This is a genomic window from Pseudoalteromonas luteoviolacea DSM 6061 (assembly GCF_001625655.1).
GTDB lineage: Bacteria > Pseudomonadota > Gammaproteobacteria > Enterobacterales > Alteromonadaceae > Pseudoalteromonas > Pseudoalteromonas luteoviolacea.
The window spans coordinates 113,409-135,260 of sequence record NZ_AUYB01000126.1 but is presented as its reverse complement, the minus strand read 5'-3'; the positions used below and the strand labels follow the sequence as shown (position 1 = coordinate 135,260).

Annotated in this window: 18 protein-coding genes and 3 pseudogenes; 20 read left to right on the top strand and 1 reads right to left on the bottom strand. The window is 41.8% G+C overall.

The genetic code is table 11. The features are described from left to right. Window positions 1–172 precede the first annotated feature (172 nt). Window positions 173–1,139 (bottom strand): annotated as a pseudogene (locus tag N475_RS25240) (IS630 family transposase). A 1,041-nt stretch (window positions 1,140–2,180) separates the two neighbouring features. Here N475_RS25240 and flgB point away from each other — a divergent pair. From flgB to N475_RS19070, 20 genes and pseudogenes are all read left to right on the top strand, one after another. Continuing rightward, complete coding sequence (gene flgB / locus N475_RS19160) at window positions 2,181–2,594, top strand: flagellar basal body rod protein FlgB (protein ID WP_063356938.1); 414 nt, start codon at window positions 2,181–2,183, stop codon at window positions 2,592–2,594. Between the two features lie 2 nt (window positions 2,595–2,596). Continuing rightward, window positions 2,597–3,028, top strand: coding sequence for a flagellar basal body rod protein FlgC (gene flgC, locus N475_RS19155; protein WP_063356939.1), 432 nt, complete (start codon window positions 2,597–2,599; stop codon window positions 3,026–3,028). A gap of 15 nt (window positions 3,029–3,043) precedes the next feature. Further along, window positions 3,044–3,721 carry a flagellar hook assembly protein FlgD gene (locus N475_RS19150; protein ID WP_063356940.1) on the top strand — a complete coding sequence of 226 codons (678 nt, stop codon included), beginning with the start codon at window positions 3,044–3,046 and terminating at the stop codon, window positions 3,719–3,721. A gap of 38 nt (window positions 3,722–3,759) precedes the next feature. After that, complete coding sequence (flgE, locus tag N475_RS19145; protein ID WP_063356941.1) at window positions 3,760–5,106, top strand: flagellar hook protein FlgE; 1,347 nt, start codon at window positions 3,760–3,762, stop codon at window positions 5,104–5,106. 110 nt (window positions 5,107–5,216) lie between these two features. Then, window positions 5,217–5,981: a flagellar basal body rod protein FlgF gene (locus N475_RS19140; protein WP_063356942.1), complete on the top strand. Its 765-nt coding sequence runs from the start codon at window positions 5,217–5,219 to the stop codon at window positions 5,979–5,981. 18 nt (window positions 5,982–5,999) lie between these two features. Further along, a complete protein-coding gene (flgG, locus tag N475_RS19135) occupies window positions 6,000–6,788 on the top strand; it encodes a flagellar basal-body rod protein FlgG (RefSeq protein WP_063356943.1) in 789 nt (262 codons plus the stop codon). A gap of 15 nt (window positions 6,789–6,803) precedes the next feature. After that, complete coding sequence (gene flgH / locus N475_RS19130; RefSeq protein WP_063356944.1) at window positions 6,804–7,484, top strand: flagellar basal body L-ring protein FlgH; 681 nt, start codon at window positions 6,804–6,806, stop codon at window positions 7,482–7,484. Between the two features lie 11 nt (window positions 7,485–7,495). Further along, window positions 7,496–8,590 carry a flagellar basal body P-ring protein FlgI gene (locus N475_RS19125; RefSeq protein WP_063356945.1) on the top strand — a complete coding sequence of 365 codons (1,095 nt, stop codon included), beginning with the start codon at window positions 7,496–7,498 and terminating at the stop codon, window positions 8,588–8,590. Window positions 8,591–8,693: 103 nt separating this feature from the next. Continuing rightward, window positions 8,694–9,713: a flagellar assembly peptidoglycan hydrolase FlgJ gene (flgJ, locus tag N475_RS19120; protein WP_063356946.1), complete on the top strand. Its 1,020-nt coding sequence runs from the start codon at window positions 8,694–8,696 to the stop codon at window positions 9,711–9,713. Between the two features lies 1 nt (window position 9,714). After that, window positions 9,715–11,721, top strand: coding sequence for a flagellar hook-associated protein FlgK (flgK, locus tag N475_RS19115; protein ID WP_063356947.1), 2,007 nt, complete (start codon window positions 9,715–9,717; stop codon window positions 11,719–11,721). A gap of 2 nt (window positions 11,722–11,723) precedes the next feature. Further along, window positions 11,724–12,959 (top strand): flagellar hook-associated protein FlgL, encoded by a 1,236-nt coding sequence (gene flgL / locus N475_RS19110; RefSeq protein ID WP_063356948.1) that lies wholly within the window; start codon window positions 11,724–11,726, stop codon window positions 12,957–12,959. A gap of 562 nt (window positions 12,960–13,521) precedes the next feature. Beyond that, window positions 13,522–14,490, top strand: coding sequence for a flagellin N-terminal helical domain-containing protein (locus N475_RS19105; protein ID WP_063356949.1), 969 nt, complete (start codon window positions 13,522–13,524; stop codon window positions 14,488–14,490). 495 nt (window positions 14,491–14,985) lie between these two features. Continuing rightward, window positions 14,986–15,568 (top strand): annotated as a pseudogene (locus N475_RS26315) (flagellin N-terminal helical domain-containing protein); the annotation flags it as partial. A 110-nt stretch (window positions 15,569–15,678) separates the two neighbouring features. Continuing rightward, window positions 15,679–15,957 (top strand): annotated as a pseudogene (locus tag N475_RS26310) (flagellin); the annotation flags it as partial. Window positions 15,958–16,111: 154 nt separating this feature from the next. Next, window positions 16,112–17,080 (top strand): flagellin N-terminal helical domain-containing protein, encoded by a 969-nt coding sequence (locus tag N475_RS19095; protein ID WP_063356951.1) that lies wholly within the window; start codon window positions 16,112–16,114, stop codon window positions 17,078–17,080. An 85-nt stretch (window positions 17,081–17,165) separates the two neighbouring features. Continuing rightward, window positions 17,166–17,573: a flagellar protein FlaG gene (locus tag N475_RS19090; RefSeq protein ID WP_063356952.1), complete on the top strand. Its 408-nt coding sequence runs from the start codon at window positions 17,166–17,168 to the stop codon at window positions 17,571–17,573. Between the two features lie 23 nt (window positions 17,574–17,596). Then, complete coding sequence (gene fliD, locus N475_RS19085) at window positions 17,597–19,024, top strand: flagellar filament capping protein FliD (RefSeq protein WP_063356953.1); 1,428 nt, start codon at window positions 17,597–17,599, stop codon at window positions 19,022–19,024. A gap of 9 nt (window positions 19,025–19,033) precedes the next feature. After that, window positions 19,034–19,462 (top strand): flagellar export chaperone FliS, encoded by a 429-nt coding sequence (gene fliS / locus N475_RS19080; RefSeq protein ID WP_063356954.1) that lies wholly within the window; start codon window positions 19,034–19,036, stop codon window positions 19,460–19,462. Continuing rightward, window positions 19,452–19,748, top strand: coding sequence for a hypothetical protein (locus N475_RS19075; RefSeq protein WP_063356955.1), 297 nt, complete (start codon window positions 19,452–19,454; stop codon window positions 19,746–19,748). Before fliS ends, N475_RS19075 begins: the two co-directional genes overlap by 11 nt. Continuing rightward, window positions 19,748–21,850 (top strand): motility associated factor glycosyltransferase family protein, encoded by a 2,103-nt coding sequence (locus N475_RS19070; protein ID WP_227008392.1) that lies wholly within the window; start codon window positions 19,748–19,750, stop codon window positions 21,848–21,850. Before N475_RS19075 ends, N475_RS19070 begins: the two co-directional genes overlap by 1 nt. Window positions 21,851–21,852: the final 2 nt, after the last annotated feature.

Genomic DNA, 21,852 nt, shown 5'->3' with positions numbered 1-21,852 from the left:
TGTGAAAGTAGGACATTGCCAAGCGCCAAATAAAAGAAAGCCCGATTCGAAAGAGTCGGGCTTTTTTGCGTTTGTGGTGCTAAATCGTGCTTTAGCGCGACTTTAGCGCAAGGTGAAGAGAGCAGCTTTCACAGGTTTATGTTTTATCGAATTATACCATTCCGCATAAAGATTAAATCAGCTTTATCCATTTACGACTGCATATTTTCTTAACTCGATCCGGTATTGAAATAAATTGATTCCAAGCTTTTGAAACTTCGTCAACTATTTCTACATAGCCCGAAAATACTCTATTGGATAAGCAATGTTGCCTTAACCAGCTCCATACTTGTTCTATTGGATTTAGCTCAGGTGAGTAAGGGGGAAGTTTTATTAGCGTTAAGTTGCTGAATTCTGATGCAGTATCATGTGTATGCCATCCTGCGCCATCTATTATCACTACTGCATGCCTACCAATTGGTGTAGCTTGTGATATTTGACGCATGTGCTGCGTCATCGCTTCTTTATTTACGAATGGACTTACTAACGCTTCTGTTTGGCCCGTGGCAGGACATACTGCACCAAATAAATACCCGTATTCAAACTGTTTTTGTTTCACAATCCTCGACTGAGTACCTGTCTCAGCCCAAATGCGCGTAGTCGGATTTTGCTGGCCAAACCGAGCTTCATCCTGAAACCATACGTCGATACGATCAAGAGGTAAGTGTCCTGGTATGTGAAGGATCGTTTCCAGTTGGAAGTTTTTTAAAAGCTTCTTGGCTTTGTAATGACTGCTTAGGGTGTTTTGAACGACTTGTGATCCAACTAAAGCCAAGCTGCTTTAGTATTTTAAAGACATGATTTAAGTGGTAATGAACGCCAAATTCACGACTAATGTAATGCACAGTTTCCTCACCGGTTAGACGGCCATCTTGAAGTTCCGTGTTTGTGCGTTTAATAAATTCAGACAGTTGCTCAAGCTGAGACTGTTCCTGTCTAGATGGACGTCCTTGAATAGGCTTATTATCTAAGCCATCGAGCCCATGCTCTAGGTAGCTAGAGACCCATTTATTAACACTACTCCGTGCTGTATTAAGGCGTTTTGCAATGTCAGTTCAGCTATTACCTTCATAAAATAATGACACGGCAAGTAATCGCATGCGTTTACGTGCGTTGGGTTCTTTTCGAGAAAGCGCTAAAGGCTGTTCAGATATACTTGGGCTCAACGTTATTTAGTCTGTAATTTTATATGCTCTATATTAGATCAGATATTTAGACGGATTGGTATTACTCCTTTTAAATAGAGTCCCTTAGCAGCTTTCACCGTTGATTAGGATAACACCCTTAAATTCAGTTAAATCCGTTTATAATCGGGCCTCGTAATAATAAATCTCTTAACGCTTGTCACAACTCTTCATTTCACCTTGCGTAAAAGAACTGTACTCACTTCGTTCGCAGTCAGTAGCCTTTTACACCTATCTTGCGTAAAAAGAGCGCACTCACTTCGTTCGCTGTCGCTAACCTTTTGCACGAAGTCGACCCTCAACTTATGGAATCGAGTTCGCCATTGACCTTACGCTGCTTTGTGGAGCTTTTAATTACTCCTAGTTTAAAGCTAACTATGTGCGCTGTATAAATATCAAATAATTACCCCCGGAAGCTTCCAGTTGCAATTGCGTAAAGCTTTCCATTTACTGAATTCCACTAGGTCCTTGGTCACAGCTATGAGTTTCGACCATTAGAGGTATTTAACATATCCGTCATTAGACTCAATCATCAGTACTCTCTGTACGCCTCTGTGTTGTATATCCCTATTAACTAGGTAAAACACCCACTAGCTATAACTTTAAGGGTAACAGAGGAAGCCGCTTGCCACTTTATATTGCCGGTGAGTTACTTGCAGAATTTGATTTGAGTGATGCGATGTGACGGGTTAACTCTAATATTTAGTGCATAGAGTGGGGTTTATGTACCCACCTTGGAACTAAATAGTCATTGGTACACCGACTCAAATACCGGAATAAAACCTGCTTCATTAACGCTATGACATAGTTAAAAATGCATTTTTGACGAAGTAAATGGTAACTACATTGATTTGTAAGCTATTGATATTTAATGGCTAACATTGAGTTTTTTATTGGTTTTAAAGTTGGTCCTACTTTTGCATTAATCGATATGTAGTCAAATTTTTGGAGTCGGTTATGGCGATTAGTTTTGATAAAGCGCTTGGGGTTCATCAGCATACAATGCTGATCCGTTCTCAGCGTGCTGAGATTTTGGCAAGTAATATTGCTAATGCAGATACACCTGGTTACAAAGCTAAGGATATAGACTTTGGGCGCGCACTCAATGCGGCAAAGTCGGCACAGCAACGCGGCAATCAAATGACCCGAACCGACGAAAAACACATTGGTGGTGGAACACGATTGACCAACAGTGATGAACTATTTCGTAATCCAAATCAAACAGATACGGGCGATGGTAACTCAGTTGATATACAAGTGGAACGGAACTTGTATGTACAGAATGCATTAGAGTACCAAGCTAGTTTGAACTTTTTGGGTGGTAAATTTAAAAGCTTGAAAAAAGCGCTTGGTGGTGGTCAAGGAGCCTAATTATGAGTTTATATAACGTTTTTGATATCGCAGGCTCTGGTATGAGTGCACAAAATATTCGCTTGAATACCACTGCCAGTAATATATCCAATGCAAACAGCGTAAGTTCGAGTCAGGACAAAGTGTATAGGGCGAGGCACCCCGTGTTTGCCGCAGAGCTAAATAAAGCGGCAGCAGCTCACCCGAACACAATGAGCTCTTCGGTGGGTGTGAAGGTGTTAGGTATCGTAGAAAGCGATAAGCCTTTACAAGTTGAATACAACCCTAACCATCCGAGTGCTGACAAAGACGGGTACATCTATAAGCCGAATGTGAATGTCGTTGAGGAAATGACCAATATGATCTCCGCATCACGTTCGTACCAAACGAATGTTCAAGTAGCAGACGCAGCGAAACAGATGTTAAGTAAAACTCTGTTGCTTGGTCAGCGCTAATTGGGAGTATAGCTGATGAGTAATGATGTCAATTCCGCAACTTCGTCCTTTGTCGACTCGTTGCGTTGGCAAGATAACAAAGTGCCAACTGAGAAAAATGATGAGTTAAAGCAGGAAGACTTCTTCGCGTTACTTACTCAGCAGTTGTCTTTTCAAGACCCGAGTAAGCCTGCTGACAATGATCAAATGATCTCGCAGATGACTAATTTTACGATGGCTGAGGGAATCTCAAACTTAAATACAAAGTTTGAATCACTGGCAGCTTCAATGACATCGAACTCGGCATTGCAAGCTTCAACATTGATTGGCAAGAAAGCACTGCTTGAGTCAGATACTGTCGAAGTTGGCCCAGGTATGCAGTCTAGAGGATCAATAATCGTTGCTGAGCCTGTTGAAAAGCTAACGCTAAGCATCATCAACGATAAAAATGAACTGGTTAGGAAAATTGAACTAGGTGAGCAGACTACTGGCGCTAAACGCTTTGAATGGGATGGCCTAGACAACAATAATGAGCCAGTTCCTGCGGGTGAATACACAATTAAAGCTGAAGGCCAAACAAACGGTAAGTTTGAAGCTCTGCCTACAGCAACATTTAGAAATATTGATAGTGTCAATGTGAATGGCTCTCAGGGCATCATCATTAACACGAAAGCTGGTGCAGTTAGACTATCTGACGTTGCAGAGATAGCTTAATCAAAAGATTTAACCTTCATTTAAAGAGGTAAAAGAGTATGAGTTTTAATATTGCTTTAACAGGATTAGCTGCTGCCCAAAAAGATTTGGATACAACAGCAAATAACATCGCAAACGTAAATACGACAGGCTTTAAAGAGTCTCGTGCTGAGTTCGCTTCAGTGTATGCATCGTCTGTGTTTAGTGCTGGTAAAACCAAAAACGGTGATGGTGTTTCAACGACTATGGTTGCGCAGCAGTTTCACCAAGGCTCTTTGAATTTTACACAAAACTCACTTGACCTTGCGATTACAGGGGAAGGATATTTTGCAACGAGTGAAGATTTAGGTGGACAAGACTATACCTTCACGCGTGCAGGTGCATTCAAACTAAATAAAGACAACTTTATTGTTGATGCAAACGGTAACTTCCTACAGGGTTTCCCTGTAGACCCAAGTACTGGTGATACAACATCTGTGAGTTTGAGCACCTCGTCTCCACTTCAGATCCCTGATGCTTCAGGTTCTCCACGTGCGACAACAAATGTATATTCTTCATTTAACTTAGACTCAACGGCGACAGCACCGACAGTGCCATTTGACCCAGCCACAACTGCGTCGTATAACAGTTCGACCTCTACAACGGTTTATGACTCTTTGGGTGAGCCACATACACTACAGTTTTTCTTCCGTAAAGAAGACCCAAGTACCAACCCAAATGAATGGCAGGTATTTGCAACACTGGGTGGTAAACCATTTAGTTCTAACGGTACGGAGATTGTTCCTCCAGCAACAATCACGCCGATTACTGAATTTGAATTTAACGCACAAGGTTTTCCAAATACGACCGCAGGTGTTGCAAACACTGGTACTACGTTTAACCCGTTGACTTTAACTGCGGCTAACGTTTCTGGGCTTTTGACCAACGGTGCGACTTTCCCATCTGACATACAAATGAACTGGCGTGATGAAGCAAATACTGCAACTAAACTACCTACTCAGTTTGCAAGCCGTTTTGAAGTTAAAGCATTAGATCAAGATGGTGCGACTACTGGACGTTTAGCGGGTATTGATATTGGTGGAGATGGTAAAATCGTCGCTTCATACAGTAATGGTGACTCAACTTTCTTAGGCCAAGTTGCAATGGTTAGATTTTCCAACTCGCAAGGTTTAACAGAAGCAGGCAATACAGGGTGGAAGAAAAGTTTAACTTCGGGTGAGCCTATTGCTGGTGAACCAGGTTCAGGTACCCTAGGTACAATTAATTCCTCAGCGTTAGAGCAATCAAACGTAAACTTGACGAATGAACTGGTTGATTTGATAAGTGCGCAACGTAACTTCCAAGCAAACTCAAGGGCACTTGAAGTTAACTCAACATTACAGCAAAACATCCTACAGATCCGATAATCTACCCTTTCTCAAAAAAAGCCGCATTAGCGGCTTTTTTATTTTTGACACTCATACTGGCATCACTATTGCATTAACCTATGTAGATTGAACAGTTTTAGGTCGTTCTCATGGATAAAATGCTTTATATCGCTGCATCTGGCGCAAAACAAAGTTTGCGTGGTGTCGCTCTAAAAGCCAACAACTTAGCAAATGCTAATACAACAGGCTTTAAAGCGGACTTTGCTCAGGCTAGGTCGATGCAAGCTTTTGGTGAGGGGTTACCTACACGGGTATTTGCCATGCAAGAACGCCCGGGAACTAACATGCTAAGCGGCGCCGTATCTGAAACAGGACGAGATCTTGACATCGCTGTTGACGAAAAGTCTTGGATAAGTGTTGTTGATGCCAGTGGTGAAGAAGCTTACACAAAAGTTGGTACATTGAACATTACAAGTGATGGGGCTTTGGTAACGAGCCATGGCCGCCAATTAATTGGCGAAGGTGGACCCATTATTTTGCCATTGCCCATCGACAAGGTTGTGTTTAGTGACGACGGTTCAATTCAAGTTCGCCCTCAAGGAGCACCAGCTAACTTCTTGGAGACTGTAGATAGGCTTAAGATCATTTCTGCAGACAACAGCAAGTTAGAAAAAGGCAACGATGGCTTGTTTAGGCCAAAAGAGGATCAACTTGAAGATGGACATTGTGGCTTTTGCGAAATTTCTCCAACCGCGAGGGTAATGAGTGGTTACCTTGAAATGTCCAATGTAAACCCAGTTCACGAGATGGTTGATTTAATCAATCACCAAAGACAATTTGAAATGCAACTCAAACTAATGAAGTCAGCAGAAGAAATTGATGAGCGACACACTTCGCTCCTGCGCATAGTTTAAGAGAGTGAGGTATAAATTATGAATCCTGCATTGTGGATAAGTAAAACGGGTTTAGATGCCCAGCAAACAGATATATCGGTAATTTCTAACAACTTGGCTAACGCCAGTACGGTTGGTTATAAGAAGAGCCGGGCAATCTTTGAAGACTTGCTATATCAAAATATTAATCAACCTGGTGGCCGTTCCTCTCAAGATACAGAGCTTCCTTCTGGCTTAATGCTAGGTGCTGGTTCAAAAGTTGTAGCTAACCAAAAGAACTTCTCCCAAGGCAATATGATAAGCACGGAGAATTCATTAGATTGGATGATTCAGGGTCCGGGCTTCTTTGAAATTCAAATGCCCGACGGCACGATTGCCTATTCACGTAATGGTCAATTTACAACAGATGAAACTGGACGAGTTGTTACGTCAGGCGCTGGTTTTCCTGTCCAACCTGAAATGACAGTGCCAGACAATGCAAATTCGATCACAATTTCTCAAGACGGTGAAGTGTCAGTAAGTATTAATGGTCAGGCTGAAAATACAGTCATTGGCCAGTTAGTTATAAGTGACTTCATTAATCCATCAGGTCTAGAGCCAATTGGTCAGAACTTATATACAGAAACTGCGGTAAGTGGTGCACCTGTTCAAGGTAACCCAGGAGTAGAAGGGCTTGGCTCTATTGTTCAAGGAGCCCTTGAGACTTCGAATGTAAATGTGACCGAAGAGTTGGTAAACCTTATTGAAACACAGCGAGTTTATGAAATGAACTCGAAAGTAATTAAGTCTGTTGACGAAATGCTTAGTTACATTAATCAGCAACTTTAAAGGGTAGGGCAGATCATGCGTAAGAGTATATTGATAGTCGCCATTGGACTCGGGTTAACTGGCTGTATGTCGACAGAGAACAGCGATGTAGTAAGAGATGACCCTTACTATGCACCTATGTATCCAGAAATGGAGGCAGAACCTGTGGTCGCGACAGGCTCTTTGTTTAACACCTACTCAAATGATCTGTACTCAGATAAAAAGGCAGTCCGTGTAGGTGACATAATTACTGTTGTTTTAAGGGAATCTACACAAGCTTCTAAGGCAGCAAATTCCAAGTTAGATAAAGACAGCGAGGTAAAAGTAGACCAAATGCTGGGCTTGGGCAATTTACCTGTGCGAATTGGTGGAGATGCTATTCAGTTAAGTGCTGGTGCCGACTCAGCTTTTCAAGGTGATGCGCAAGCCAATCAGTCAAATAGCTTATTTGGTAATATTTCAGTTAATGTAATGCGCGTACTACCAAATGGCAATTTGGTCATTCGGGGTGAAAAATGGTTAACGCTTAATACTGGCGAAGAATTTATTCGCTTGGAAGGTTTAGTCAGACCCCAAGACGTGTCTGCAGAAAATGAAGTTGAGTCTAATCGAATTGCGAATGCACGTATTCAATATTCGGGCAAAGGGCAAACTCAAGAAGTACAAAGTGCTGGCTGGTTAACTAAATTCTTTATGAGCACCTTGATGCCATTTTAAGGAAGTACATTATGAACATACTTCGTAGTCTATTAATACTTAGCGCATCGATACTGTCGATCAGTGTACATGCTGAAAGAGTCAAAGATGTCAGTGTGGTTGAGGGAGTTCGAAGTAACCAATTGATAGGCTATGGCTTAGTGGTTGGTTTGCCCGGAACTGGTGAGCAGAGTCGATTTACTGAGCAGAGCTTTAAGGCTATGTTGGGCAGCTTTGGTATTACTATGCCGGGTAACTTAAGGCCTAAAATCAAAAATGTGGCAGCAGTTGCTGTACATGCAGATCTTCCTCCATTTGTGAAACCAGGCCAAAGTATTGACGTTACCGTATCATCAATTGGGAGTGCGGGAAGTCTTAGAGGCGGGACGCTACTTCAAACATTTTTAAAAGGGGTTGATGGAAACGTCTATGCAATAGCACAAGGCAGTATGATTGTTGGTGGCCTAGGCGCCGAAGGGTTAGATGGTAGCCGAGTAGTAATTAATACGCCAACCGTTGGCAGGATACCAAATGGTGGTATGGTCGAAAGGGCAATCAAGAGTCCTTTTACTCAAGGGGACCACATTACCTTTAATCTGAATAGACCTGATTTTACTACAGCAAAGCGTTTGGCAGATACCATCAATGAACTGGTAGGCCCAAATAGTGCGAGTGCTTTGGACGCTGCTTCTGTAAGAGTTATTGCACCTCGAGACCCAGCACAAAGAGTGGCATACCTCTCTACATTAGAAAACTTAGAGTTTAAGCCAGCAGATACGTCAGCGAAGATTATCGTTAATTCTCGCACTGGGACAATCGTGATAGGCAAAGATGTTAAGTTGCAGCCAGCTGCAATCACGCACGGTGGGTTAACAGTCACGATTGCGGAGCAGACAAATGTGTCTCAGCCTCAACCATTGACGCAAGGCGATACTGTGGTTACCCGTCAAAGTATTGTAGATGTTGACCAAGATGACTCACGGGCCTTTGTGTTTGACCCAGGAAGTAGCCTTGATGATTTAGTTAGAGCGATTAATGCCGTTGGTGCTGCACCCGGTGATTTAATGGCGATACTTGAAGCTTTGAAAGAAGCTGGCGCCATACATGGTCAATTAGTCGTCATTTAGTTTGTAATTCAATCAAAGAGTTAGCCTCATTTTTATGGGGCTTTTTTTTGGCTTGATATTTGCATTGTTATAAGCATTATTATTAACGACGTGTTTTTGAACAATGAATACTGATCCGACACATAATCAAAGTTTTTTTGATTTAAGTAACCTGAACTCATTGAGACAGGATGCGCTGAAAAGTGCTGGTGATGGCGATGCGTCAAAGCAAGCGCTAAAAAAGGCCGCTCAGCATTTTGAGTCAATCTTTACACAAATGCTGTTGACGAGTATGCGCAAGGCAAACGAAGCGTTCGAAGACACCGACAGCCCCTTCAACTCCAGTAGCGTCAAGTTTTACAGAGAAATGCATGACCAACAAATGTCACTTGAACTGTCGAACAACGGTAGCTTGGGCCTTGCTGACTTGATAGTGCAGCAATTGTCTCCAACGAAAAACGGCTATATGCCTGCATCTGTTATCCGTACGGGCGCTGAAATTCAAAGCGACAAAATTGCGAGTGGCCAGCAGAGCACTGCACAAGTAGAAGCTAAGCCTAGCATTTTAGAATCAGCTGATGGCTCTGAGGAAAATGATGTTACTAAAGCTGAACGATCACAAAATCAGCCTCAAGACCCTAAATCATTTGAAAGCCCAGAAGACTTTATCAGTACTTTATGGGACTACGCCAAATCTGCTGCACAAAAGCTAGGCCTAAACCCAGCCGTTATGGTTGCCCAAGCGGCATTAGAAACTGGCTGGGGGAAACATGTTATAGCCAAACCAGATGGTAATAGCAGTTTTAACTTATTCAATATAAAGGCAGATAGCCGCTGGGAAGGAGACAGTGCCAGTAAAATGACACTTGAATTTGAACAAGGTTTGCCAGTTAAAAAGCAAGCAAATTTCAGAGCGTATGACTCTCTTAAACAGAGCTTTAACGACTATGTAGACTTTTTACAGTCAAACCCGCGTTATGGTGATGCGCTTAAAAAAGCTGCGAGTCCAAGTGAATATCTAGATGCATTACAACAAGCCGGTTATGCAACTGATCCTAATTACGCAAACAAAATAAAAAATGTAATGGGCGGTGAGCAGTTTAGATCTGCATTAACTTCGCTTGTACGTCAGGGAGTAAACTAATATGTCTTTTAATTTAATGAACATTGCGACATCTGGCGTTCGTTCAAGCAGCGAGTTACTGCAAACTACCAGTAAAAACATTGCTAATTTAAATACTGTTGGGTATGTGAGAGAGCGTACCGAGCATGCAACGATGGTAGGTAATCAAGTTGGTCGTGGTGAAACGGTCAGAATGCTAAATGAGTTTGCTCAAAAACAGCTGATCAGAGATGTTGCGAGCCAATCTTATTATAAGCAATTTGTAACAGAGTCTACTCGAGTAGATACACTGTTTGGTGAAGAGTCTAACAACCTAAATTCTAGTATCAACTCAATGTTCAATAATCTACAAGAAGCCATGAATTTGCCTTCTTCTACAGTTACGCGTTCATTATTTTTAACGGATGCTCAGAACATGATAGATCAAATGGATAGGCTTTCTGGCATCGTTTTTGACCAAGCGAATATTGTTAACGAGCAGCTGGCTATCTATTCTCAAGAAGCAAATAACCTAATCCAAAAGATCAGCGATCTAAATGGGCAAGTTGGCGCATTAAACGCTAATCCAGATAATGACAATGCAAACTCTGTTTTGAATGAGCGAGATCAAGCAATAAAAGATCTGGCTGAGCTAGTGGATATTGAGACCCTCGAAGGCTCAAATGGCGAGACTCTGGTTTTTTTAGGCAGTGGTCAGGCAATTGTTATGGAAAATGGTTCATTTAATCTATTTTCTTTAGACGGCGACCCCGATCCCAACAAAAAAGAACTGACATTAGATGTGACTGAAGGTGCGGCAATTGCACTTAAAGTCGATCAAACTAAACTACAGGGTCAAATTGGTGGCCTTTTGGCTTTTCGTGACCAAATTCTTATTCCTGCTCAAAATCAACTTGGTCAAATCGGTTTGTCGATTGCGGATGCTTTTAATCAACAAAACAAACTCGGTATGGATTTAGATGGTAATTTAGGTGGCAATATTTTTGAGATCCCGACCGCAGCAGGTTTACCTCATAGAAGTAACACAGGTACAGCACAGCTGTCCGCCACGCTAGAAGCGGGTAAGGGTAAAGAGATCCCCGCAACAGATTTTAGGGTAACTTACAACGCTGGTAACGTCTCAATAGCAGCGATAGACAGTCAAGGGAATACAATTGGTACCGCTACGACAGTCCCGTATGCTGCAACCTTAAATTCAACAACTGTCCCGGCAGGTACTGACATATTTGGGTTACAACTAAACTTCACCGCGACGCCTACCGACGGTGATGTGTTTGACGTGAAATTGAATGCAGCAGCAGCAGGGACTATGACACTTGCAACGGACAGAGCAGAAAGTTTAGCTTTGGCTTCGCCAATTAGGACTGAATCAAGTGCAAACAATGTGAGTAATGCCACTATTTCTGTGGGGAGTGTCACTAATACAGATCCTGCAAGTAGTAACTTTACAGCTGCACCGCCAAGCTTGACCAATGGTGCAATTACTTTGCAAAAAACAGGGACTGCCAATCAATACACATTAACTGACGGTAGCGGTACGACGACATTTACGGCCACACCACCGCTGGAAAATATTCTAGCCCAAGCAGGGGGAGCGTTCGCAAACTACGGATTTGACTTCAATATTGATGGTGATCCGGCGACCGGTGATACCTATACGATTGAGTTTAATACGGCTGGTTTTGATGACAACCGCAATGGTTTAGCACTCAGCCAACTGCAATCGGGGCAGTTAGTGAGACAAAATGTCGTAACAACAGCTGTAGCTGACAACTTAAAAACTTTTAATGAGGCCTATGCTGGCTTGGTAACTGAAATAGGTGTTGTAGCCAACCAAGCTAAGACTAATGGTGCCGCTTATGATGCGCTTGCTGCTCAATCAGAAGCTTGGTTTGAGTCTGTTTCGGGCGTTAACTTAGACGAAGAGGCTGCCAATTTGCTCCGTTTTCAACAATCTTACTCAGCGTCAGCACAAATCTTAAGTGCTGCTAGAACTGTGTTTGATACACTACTTAATGCTGCGAGGTAATTATGCGTTTATCTCACAATATGATTTTTAAAAGTAATCTAAATTCTATTTTAAACAGCCAGCAAGAAGTGAATAAATCTATGCAACAAGTGAATACGCAAAAGCGTGTATTGACTGCATCTGACGATCCTTCTGCAATGGCAAGATCATTATTGTATTCTGATAAAATTCAGACTAATGAGCAATACACTAAAAACTTGACGATGTTGAAAAGCCGCTTGGATACACAAGAAGGCGTGTTGGACAATATTAAAGGGTCATTGACACGTTCAATTGAACTGACTGTTCAGGCTGGTAATGGTGCTTTAACAGGACCAGATCGTGCGGCTTTATCTGAAGAGTTAACTGCTATTAAAACATCCGTTTTAGATCTTATGAATGCAAAAACCGAGGATGGTAGGTATATTTTCTCGGGATATCAGGATAACACTGAGGCATACGCGTTCAACAGTACTACTGGCCGTTACGAGTATAAAGGCGATCAAGGGCAACACAAGATTAAAGTTGCCGAAGGTGTAGACATCAAATCAAGTGATAACGGATTTGATGTGTTTGAAAGTGTAGAGCAGCGTTTAAATGTGGTTCAAAACAGCGGTCTAACTTCGACACCTGGTGGCTCGGCTGCCTCGGCTTATGTAAAACAGCAAGGTGACTTCGATCAATTTCACAAGGCAAACTTCAACCCAGATCCAACGGCGCCGGCCGGCTCGAATGTATATGACCTTGATATCACATATGGTACTCCTAATACGTATCAAATCTCTCAAGGTGCAACGGTAGTTCATACCGGAAGCTTTGAAGGAGAAAACTTTGAGGCATTGGGAATTGAGTTTAGCATTAGTGGTAATCCAACTAATATTGAGTTTGAGTTGGCGAAACCAGAGCGCGACAATGTCCTTAATACTATCGACAAGCTTATTACAGCTCTAGATGATACAACGTTGGCTGATGCAGACTATCGTCAAGTGCTGGCGGACACGATGACTGGGCTAGAAAATGCAAAAAATAGAGTGTCACAGACACAGTCTGGTCTCGGTGGCAGGTTGAATACCGCTACACGCATAACTGAAGCAAATTCTGATTTAGATATTAATAACCAGCTCGCGCGTGCAGAACTAGTAGAACTTGATATGGCTGAAGCAATCACCGAGCTGACCAAACATGAAACTCAATTACAGGCTTCTCAAGCTACATTTGGCCGGTTATCTAACTTGAGTCTTTTAGACTTTATTCGTTAATGCCGCACATTTGCTGTCGGGTTGTCATGAATTTGGCAGCTCCTCAGCTATTTATTTTCCATTCCTATACCTTTATTTACTCACCAACCTTCTTGTACAACCCTCGGTTTAACAAAGCACTTGTTGCTTTTCTCAACTACTTAGTTGCGTGCTAGCAACTTTAGTGTCAAATAGTTGATGGCATGGAATCTGTTAAATTAAAAGACTGTGGCAAGACATAGTGTGTGGCTCAAGTAGCCATTAACAGCAATATCGAAGATTTATGGATGGAAAGTATTGTTATTCTCAGAGTTACTGTCTAGGTAATTAATAAATAAATAGAATTCATTATTCCTGAATTGACTTACCTTGTGAAGGAAAATAATTTCCGTTATTGAAGATATAGAAACTTTTCCTTTTTAATACTATTTAAATCAATGTGTTATAAAAAAATTAAAAAAATACTAAAGGATTTATTTTGCCGCCCGATAACTTAATTAACCAAGCCGGACAATGAAAAAGTCCTAAGGCGATTAAGAGTTACAGTTTGAGAGTAAACTAAGTTTACAGTGGGAGAAATATTATGGCACTTTATGTAAATACTAACGTAAGTTCATTGAATGCTCAAAGACAGTTAAATAATTCAGGTAACTCGCTTGACGTATCATTCAAGCGTTTATCATCAGGCTTCCGTATCAACAGCGCAGCTGATGATGCAGCGGGTCTACAAATTTCAGACCGTTTAACATCTCAAATCAACGGTTTGAACCAAGGTAACAGAAACGCGAACGACGCTATCTCATTAGCGCAAACAGCTGAAGGTGCGATGGACGAAGTAACGTCAATGTTCCAACGTATTCGTACGCTATCTCAACAGGCTGCGAATGGTTCAAACACTGATGAAGACCGTTTAGCAATCCAAGAAGAGATTCGTTCACTTTCTTCAGAAGTTAACCGTGTAGCAGCAGATACGACTTTCGGTGGTCAAAACTTGCTTGACGGTTCTTATGCTGCAAACTTCCAGGTTGGTGCTGACGCAGTACAGACTATCAGCTTCAGTATGCAAACAGTGGGTGGCAGTAACAACAGCTTAGTAGCAAACGGCGGTTTCACATTATCTGGTATTGCGGGTGTGGCAAGTGGTGTAACAGGTCAATCTCTAAGTTCAGCATCATTAGCGGGTAACATCAGTGGTTCAGTTGGTGCATCACCGTCAAGTAACAGCTTTGCGGGTGTATTCACCGCTGGTGGTATCTCAGTATCATCTCAGGCCAACGCGCAAGCAGTAATGGCTGGTATGGACTCTCTGATTGCAGTAGTTGATAAAAAACGTGCGGAACTAGGTGCTGTTCAAAACCGTTTCCAATCAACAATCAGAAACCAATCGAATATCGCTGAAAACCTATCAGCTGCGAAATCTCGTATCAAAGATACAGACTTCGCAATGGAAACAGCAAACTTAACTAAGATGCAGATCCTTCAACAGGCTTCGCAGACTATCTTAAGTCAGGCTAACCAGCGTCCACAGGCTGCACTAAGTCTTCTAGGTTAATTAAGGTAGGAAATTGGTGCCTGTGCTTGATGGGGTATTTAGCACAGACACCGGATTGGATGATAAAGCGGAGGAGCTTAAAATCCAATGAGTTCATCGATTCAATGAACGAGATAATAAAAGCACATATCGTGCCAAAATTATCGTAAATAAAATGACAGTCACTCTCAAACTATTTTAGAAGGAGGCAAATGCCTCCTTCTTCTTTATTTACCTTTCACTATTTTTTGTTGAACATTGGCTCTAAAGCACCATTCTGTGTGCGTTAAAGTCTAACTTTCAATTGATTACCTCTATTTCATCATTTGAATTTCTATAAAAAGCTTAAGTCAAATTTTTATTGGCACATGTTTTGCTTTTCTCTAACCACATAGAGAAAAACTGTACAAGTGGCAACAAATTGCCCCACCGTCAAATTTAAGTGACGGTATTTAGACGCCTCTTGTACATAAGTAATCAGCTCTTTATTGAGCTCTAGTATAGAGAGAGTGAATCATGGCTTTATTCGTAAATACCAATGTTAGTTCATTGAATGCGCAAAGGCAGCTTCAAAGATCGGGTGTTGAACTAGACACGTCTTTCAAGCGTCTATCATCAGGTCTTCGTATTAACAGTGCTGCTGACGATGCTGCAGGTCTTCAGATCTCTGACCGACTTCAGTCGCAAATCTTGGGTCTTAACCAAGGTAACCGAAATGCCAACGACGGTATTTCTTTAGCGCAGACCGCTGAAGGTGCAATGGATGAAATTACGTCCATGTTCCAAAGAATCCGTACTTTGTCACAACAAGCGGCAAACGGCTCAAACACAGATGAAGACCGCCTAGCGATTCAAGAAGAAATTCGACAGCTCGCCTCTGAGGTTAACCGTGTTGCTTCAGACACCACGTTCGGTGGACAAAACTTGCTAGATGGTAGCTACGCAGCAAACTTCCAAGTAGGTGCTGATGCAGTACAAACAATTGGCTTTAGTATGCAATATGTTGGTAGTACAGCTAATAGCATGGTTGCCAATGGCGGTTTCACAATGTCAGGTATTGCCGGTATTGCAAGTGGTGTATCTGGAAATTCACTGAGTTCAGCTTCACTGGCTGGTAATATTAGTGGTGCAGTTGGTGCTTCTCCTAGCAACAACAGTTTTGCTGGTGTTTATACAGCAGGCGGTATTTCTGTATCGAGCCAGGCGAATGCTCAGGCAGTAATGGCAGGTATGGACTCTCTAATCGCTGTTGTAGATAAAAAGCGAGCGGAGCTTGGTGCGGTCCAAAACCGATTCCAATCTACGATTCGAAATCAGTCCAATATTGCAGAAAACCTAGAAGCTGCAAAGTCTCGAATTAAAGATGCAGATTTTGCACTAGAGACTGCAAAATTGACTAAAAACCAAATTTTACAACAAGCAAGTCAAACTATCCTAGGCCAAGCAAACCAAAGACCGCAAGCGGCATTGAGTTTACTGCAAGGATAAAAAATGAAATTATTTTACAAATAAAGCTAAAGCTTCCGCTTCAAGAGCCGATAAGCGAGTTAGAGAACTATAACTTTAGGACTCTAATTCATTCGAGTCTGCAGGGTAGGGGTATCCCGCAGGCACGAATTTAATCGATAAAGCGGAGGCTACTATGGCTTTATATGTAAATACAAATGTGAGTTCTTTGAACGCACAAAGGCAGTTGAACAACTCTGCCAATTCGTTAGATACGTCGTTCCAACGACTTTCTTCGGGTGTTAGGATTAACAGTGCTAAGGATGATGCTGCAGGTTTGCAGATCTCGAACCGTTTGACAGGTCAAATAAATGGTCTGAATCAAGGTATTCGAAATGCAAATGATGGTATATCGCTCGCTCAAACTGCTGAAGGTGCATTGGACGAGACAACACAAATGTTCCAGCGTATGCGTACGCTAGCGCAACAGGCTTCAAACGGTTCAAACACAGATGAAGACCGTTTGGCAATTCAGGAGGAGATCCGCTCTCTTTCTCAAGAAGTAAACCGTGTTGCTGCTGATACAACATTTGGTGGACAAAACTTATTAGATGGTTCTTACGATGCAAACTTCCAAGTTGGTGCTGACGCAGTTCAGACAATCAGCTTCAGTATGCAAAATGTAGGTGGCTCTAATAACAGCCTAACGGCGAATGGTGGATTTACTTTATCTGGTATCGCTGGTGTGGCGAGTGGTGTAACAGGTCAGTCTCTGAGCTCAGCTTCACTTGCAGGTAATATCAGTGGTTCAGTTGGTGCTTCTCCTTCGAATAATAGCTTTGCTGGTGTTTTCACCGCTGGTGGTATTTCAGTATCATCACAAGCAAATGCGCAAGCTGTAATGGCGGGCATGGACTCTCTGATTGCTGTAGTAGATAAAAAGCGAGCAGAGCTAGGTGCCGTTCAAAACCGATTCCAATCTACGATTCGAAATCAGTCCAACGTATCAGAAAACCTAACCGCTGCACGTTCTCGAATTCGTGATACAGACTTCGCGACAGAAACTGCAAACTTAACTAAAATGCAAATACTGCAACAAGCAAGTAGTTCAATATTAAGTCAGGCTAATCAAAGGCCACAAGTAGCTCTCTCTCTACTTGGCTAAGATACGGCTGGTATATCGTCAAGTTTGAGACTTAGGGCCAAACTTGGCGTATACTCTTAAAAAGACTTAATTGCGGAGGTGTATTGTGAATGAAGTTCAAACGTCCATAAAAGTTGGAACGCAAGACGCGATGCTCGCTCATGAACAAAAAAAGTCTGGTCATGGAGATGACATAGCTCTAGTCGAGCAGGTTTCCAAGCAGGAAGGCCTCCGACAAGAGAAGGATCGTGAAGAGCGACCGCAGTCAGCTGTTGTTGAAGAAGTTAAGTCCAACTTAGAAAAGCTTAACGGGGTGCTTCCTGTTACTTCGACTAATTTATCTTTTGAATTTGACGAAAATGGAGATCCTCCTTTTATTAGAGTCATAGATAAGAGTAGTGAAAAAGTGATTCGGGAAATACCATCAGAAGAGTTCCGAGAAGTTGCTAAGGCTTTGGACGAACTTGCCGATAAGCTAGAAGGGAAAGGGCTACTTTTTGATAGAACAGCCTAAAGTTATTAATTTGGAGGTAGTTTATGCCACTTATTACGTCAGCAGGCGTAGGCTCGGGTCTGAATTTAGAAAGCATTATTAAAGCATCGGTCGATGCTGAAAATGTACCTAAACTTCAGGCTTTCGCTAGAAAAGAAGAGTCTTTGAAGGTCGAGCTATCAGCGATCGGAGAAGTTAAGTCAGCTATCTCCAAACTTAATGACACTGTTGAAAAACTTGCTGATATCAATAACTTCAACAAGCGGGTTGCAAATATTAAGCAACCAACTAGTGGAGACATTATCAGCGTAACACCGACTTCAAATATCTCTGTCGGTACATTTGATATTGCAGTAACCCAATTGGCACAGGGGAGCCGAGCTGTTAGTGCTAACGGTGCATTTGCATCTAGTGATGCTGTCGTAAGTGCTTCTGGAGGAACACTATCATTCGCTGCAGGGTCGAAAAATTTTGATTTAACAGTTACAGCCGGTATGACGCTCAGTCAGCTCAGAGATGCAATTAATGCGAGCGACAGCAACTTTGGGGTGACCGCAAACATTGTTAATACAGGTGATGCTGCCGTGGGCAGTAAATTAGTCTTAACGTCGAGCGAATCCGGTGATGGCAATGACTTGGTAATAACAAGTGATACCTCAGAATTGGATGCTATTGAAACCTATGATGCGGCAACTAACCCAACTGGCGGTATGACCATAGCCACAGAGGATAAAGCTCAGAATGCCAAGATTACGGTTGATGGGTTAGAGGTAACAAGCGCAACAAATACGTTTAAAGATGCTGTTCAAGACATGACAATAACAGCAAAAGCCCTGAGTGTTCAGGATGCGACAACGTTAAAATATGAAACCGCTGAACTCAACGTAGAATATGACAGGGAATCTGTGAATGTTCTAATAGACGAATTCATATCAAACTATAATAATCTAATCGGTAATATTGGATTTCAAACACGTATTGGTAGGCCGCTAAATGGCGATGCATCAATGCGCTCTTTAGATGATCAACTCGTCACTGCCTTGTCTAAACCTTTGACCGATGCCGGCCCTTTTACGTCAATATTTGACATAGGCTTAGGTATCGATAAAGAAGGTTATCTCGAGAAATCAACTCTAGTGAGAAGCTTGAATGATGCGATGGACACTAATTTTGATGATATTGGCACAGCTTTTGCTGGACCTAATGGGGTAGCGAAAGAACTTGAATCCTTGCTTGGTAATTATGTCGATTCAGGCGGGATCATCAAGGAACGTGAAACTAGCCTCAATGGTCAGCTGGATGATTTAGAAGATGATGTTCTAAATCATGAATACAGAATGGCTTCATTTGAGGAGAGGTTGCGTAAACAGTATGCGGGGCTAGATGTACTTATTGCCCAAATGCAGCAAACGCAAAGCTACCTAGGGGCCCAGTTAGCTAATTTACCTGGGTTTACTAAATCAAGTAATTAAGGTGTACTTATGTATAATGCTCGTGTCAAAAACTATCAAAAAGAGGCGCTCAAGACTCGCGTAGCGGGTGCTGATCGCTATGAGATAATTCAAATGCTGATGTCTGGCGCGGTTGAGAAAATGGTGCTAGCTCGAGTTGCTATTGAGAAAAAGCACCTAGAAGCCAAAGCTGAACATATTTCAAAAGCTTCAGCGATAATTGAAGCGCTCAGAGGCTGCTTAGACTTTGATCTGGGCGGTGAAGTAAGTGAAAATCTATATGCACTATACTCATATATGATTGACAGACTCTTAGATGCAAGCTTGCAAAATGATCCTGCGATTATTGATGAAGTTTCTAATTTACTTAAAGAAATTAAATCTGCATGGGATGCGATCCCAGTGGATGTGAGGCAGGAAACATTAGGTCAAAATGGTGTTGGCGCCAATGCCGGATGAGTGGGCTGCGGTCAATGAATCTCTGCAGAGATTAAAAACACTTTGTAATGAGCAAAAGCTTGAGGAAGCGCTCAAGCTAGTAAAAGAGTTAGACAATAGCTTACGGGCGCAATTACAGCTGTCAGGTTGGCAGCAAGATGAGCACTTACGGACTATTGTTATTGACGCTTATGAAACACTTTCTCAGTTGTCTGAAAAGCTGACCACAAAAAAAAAGGAAGTGGCTTCGGAGCTCAAAAATAGTATAAGCAATAAGAAAAAAATTAACGCGTACAAAAGTTTATAGTGAATAAGAACATCGAGAGCAATGAGTCAATTGAGAGCCAGCTAGAGTCGCTTGACAAAAAGCTAGCTGAATCGGTTGAACATAAAAAGCGTGAAGCTAAATTCGCGGAAGAGGCTAATAGTCGCTTCGAAAAAAATTTGCAGTGCTTCCAGAAATATTATCCTGATGTTGCTAATGCAATTGAACAATATCAAGTGAGAGAAGACTTTTGTCTTCATGTAACATCCACCGGCGTTGGTAACGTTAAGCCTAAAAACTGTGATGTGATGCTGTATTCCGACGATCCTATCGGGCAGGCGCAAGAGCAAGTAAAGGCAAATTTAGCAAAGCCTTTTACCACCCTGACAGACTACACCAATTACTATATCCCTGAAGACGACCGCATTCACATGAAGTATATGGGTATGCTTTCTTCACAGATAAAACAGTTTGAGCAGCAAGTAGAGCCGCAAATCTCTGAATTAGGAAATTACTTCCCGTCGGCAATTATTTTTGGTCTGGGTTTGGGGTATCACTTACCTGCATTGTTAGAACGAGTGAACTTCCGCTATCTATTTGTTGTTGAACCAGATTTCGAACTATTTTTTGGTAGTCTTTTCTGTCTTGATTGGCATTCCATCATTAATGAAATCGACAAAAGAGGCGAAAGCTTATATCTCCTTCTCGGTGCTGATGAAGATACATTTATTGCTGATTTAGAACAAATGGCTGAAAACATCGGGGCATTTTCAATCGTAAGAAGTTTTTGCTACCAACATACGCCACAAATTGAAACAAACAAGCTGATTGCTGAGTGGATTAAAGGCTACTTTTTATTTCAAAATGGTCATGGGTTTTTCAATGATTCCATTACAGGCTTAGCACACAGTATTCATATCGCAGAAAAGAAAGCCAACTTTTTGACGAATACCAAGGTTGAAGAGTTAGACCGAGATACACCAGTATTTATTGTTGGTAATGGGCCCTCTCTTGATGATGCCGATGAATATTTAAAGAAGAACTGTAAAAATGCCATTGTAATTTCTGCTGGAACATCAGTTGCAAGTTTATACAAAAAAGGCATCAAAGCGGATTTTCATGTACTAATTGAAAGGCCGTACGCGAACTATAAAATTTTTGGTGATATTGTTCCGCCTGAAGTCTATGAAGATATGAACCTCCTTGGTGTGAATACTTTGTACCCAGATACAATAGACAGGTATAAATGGGCGGGTATTACAGTCAAAGGTAATGAGTCAGGTACCGATTTACTAGGTATGTTGAGCCAAACATGCATAGGTACTAACTTGCCTCAAATACCTTATTGTAACCCTGTGGTCGCGAATACGGCATTATCATATGCAATGTACCTAGGGTTTAAAAATATCTACTTGTTTGGTATCGATAACGGCAGCTCAGTTTCTGGTAATCACCATAGTAAAGATAGTATTTATAAATTTAATCAGGAAGATGAGCAGGAAGAAGGGTATATTTCTATTCCCCTGAAAGGTAAATTTCTTCCAGGAAATCGCAGTGAGCTTGTGGAAACAAATGACCTACTTGCCAGCTCAAATCACCAGTTAGAAAAGTTGATCGCATACTTCCCAGAGCGAACCGTGTTTAATATTGGTGATGGTGCCAAGATAAAGGGCACAGTACCTTCTGATGTTGATAGCTTGCTTGATTTACCAGAATTGAGTAACAAAGATGTGAGCATTGAAAACTTTAAATCTCACTTCAAATCTCTAGGGTTGGATGAAATTCCTGACTCAGTTATTGGCTTCGACACGTTTGACGAAATCTGTGAACACTTATTGTCTATTGCGAGAGAACCCGTTAAGACACGTATGGAAGCGCTGGATGTATTGACAAGGCAAGAAAGGTTTTTATATTCATATCACTTGACTCACCGTTCACACTTATTCCATATCATTAAAGGTGCCATGCTGTATTACCACTGTCCAATGGTCACTATGCTATATAAATATGAATCTGAGCAATATACGCTGGATATTTATACTGAGCTTAACGAGCTATGGCAGGGGTATATTCTAGAGATGCAATCCTATTTCCCCGAGCACTATCGAACTAAATGTGATCATGGCTCAGATTGGTTTGAGTAATT

Bases quoted from the DNA above. Each gene is read 5' to 3' on its own strand.
- N475_RS19105 (WP_063356949.1), top strand. From the start codon at position 13,522: ATGGCACTTTATGTAAATACTAACGTAAGTTCATTGAATGCTCAAAGA.
- flgK (WP_063356947.1), top strand. From the start codon at position 9,715: ATGTCTTTTAATTTAATGAACATTGCGACATCTGGCGTTCGTTCAAGC.
- N475_RS19140 (WP_063356942.1), top strand. From the start codon at position 5,217: ATGGATAAAATGCTTTATATCGCTGCATCTGGCGCAAAACAAAGTTTG.
- flgJ (WP_063356946.1), top strand. From the start codon at position 8,694: ATGAATACTGATCCGACACATAATCAAAGTTTTTTTGATTTAAGTAAC.
- flgL (WP_063356948.1), top strand. From the start codon at position 11,724: ATGCGTTTATCTCACAATATGATTTTTAAAAGTAATCTAAATTCTATT.
- fliD (WP_063356953.1), top strand. From the start codon at position 17,597: ATGCCACTTATTACGTCAGCAGGCGTAGGCTCGGGTCTGAATTTAGAA.
- flgG (WP_063356943.1), top strand. From the start codon at position 6,000: ATGAATCCTGCATTGTGGATAAGTAAAACGGGTTTAGATGCCCAGCAA.
- N475_RS19095 (WP_063356951.1), top strand. From the start codon at position 16,112: ATGGCTTTATATGTAAATACAAATGTGAGTTCTTTGAACGCACAAAGG.
- N475_RS19150 (WP_063356940.1), top strand. From the start codon at position 3,044: ATGAGTAATGATGTCAATTCCGCAACTTCGTCCTTTGTCGACTCGTTG.
- fliS (WP_063356954.1), top strand. From the start codon at position 19,034: ATGTATAATGCTCGTGTCAAAAACTATCAAAAAGAGGCGCTCAAGACT.
- flgE (WP_063356941.1), top strand. From the start codon at position 3,760: ATGAGTTTTAATATTGCTTTAACAGGATTAGCTGCTGCCCAAAAAGAT.
- flgB (WP_063356938.1), top strand. From the start codon at position 2,181: ATGGCGATTAGTTTTGATAAAGCGCTTGGGGTTCATCAGCATACAATG.
- N475_RS19125 (WP_063356945.1), top strand. From the start codon at position 7,496: ATGAACATACTTCGTAGTCTATTAATACTTAGCGCATCGATACTGTCG.
- N475_RS19075 (WP_063356955.1), top strand. From the start codon at position 19,452: ATGCCGGATGAGTGGGCTGCGGTCAATGAATCTCTGCAGAGATTAAAA.
- flgH (WP_063356944.1), top strand. From the start codon at position 6,804: ATGCGTAAGAGTATATTGATAGTCGCCATTGGACTCGGGTTAACTGGC.
- flgC (WP_063356939.1), top strand. From the start codon at position 2,597: ATGAGTTTATATAACGTTTTTGATATCGCAGGCTCTGGTATGAGTGCA.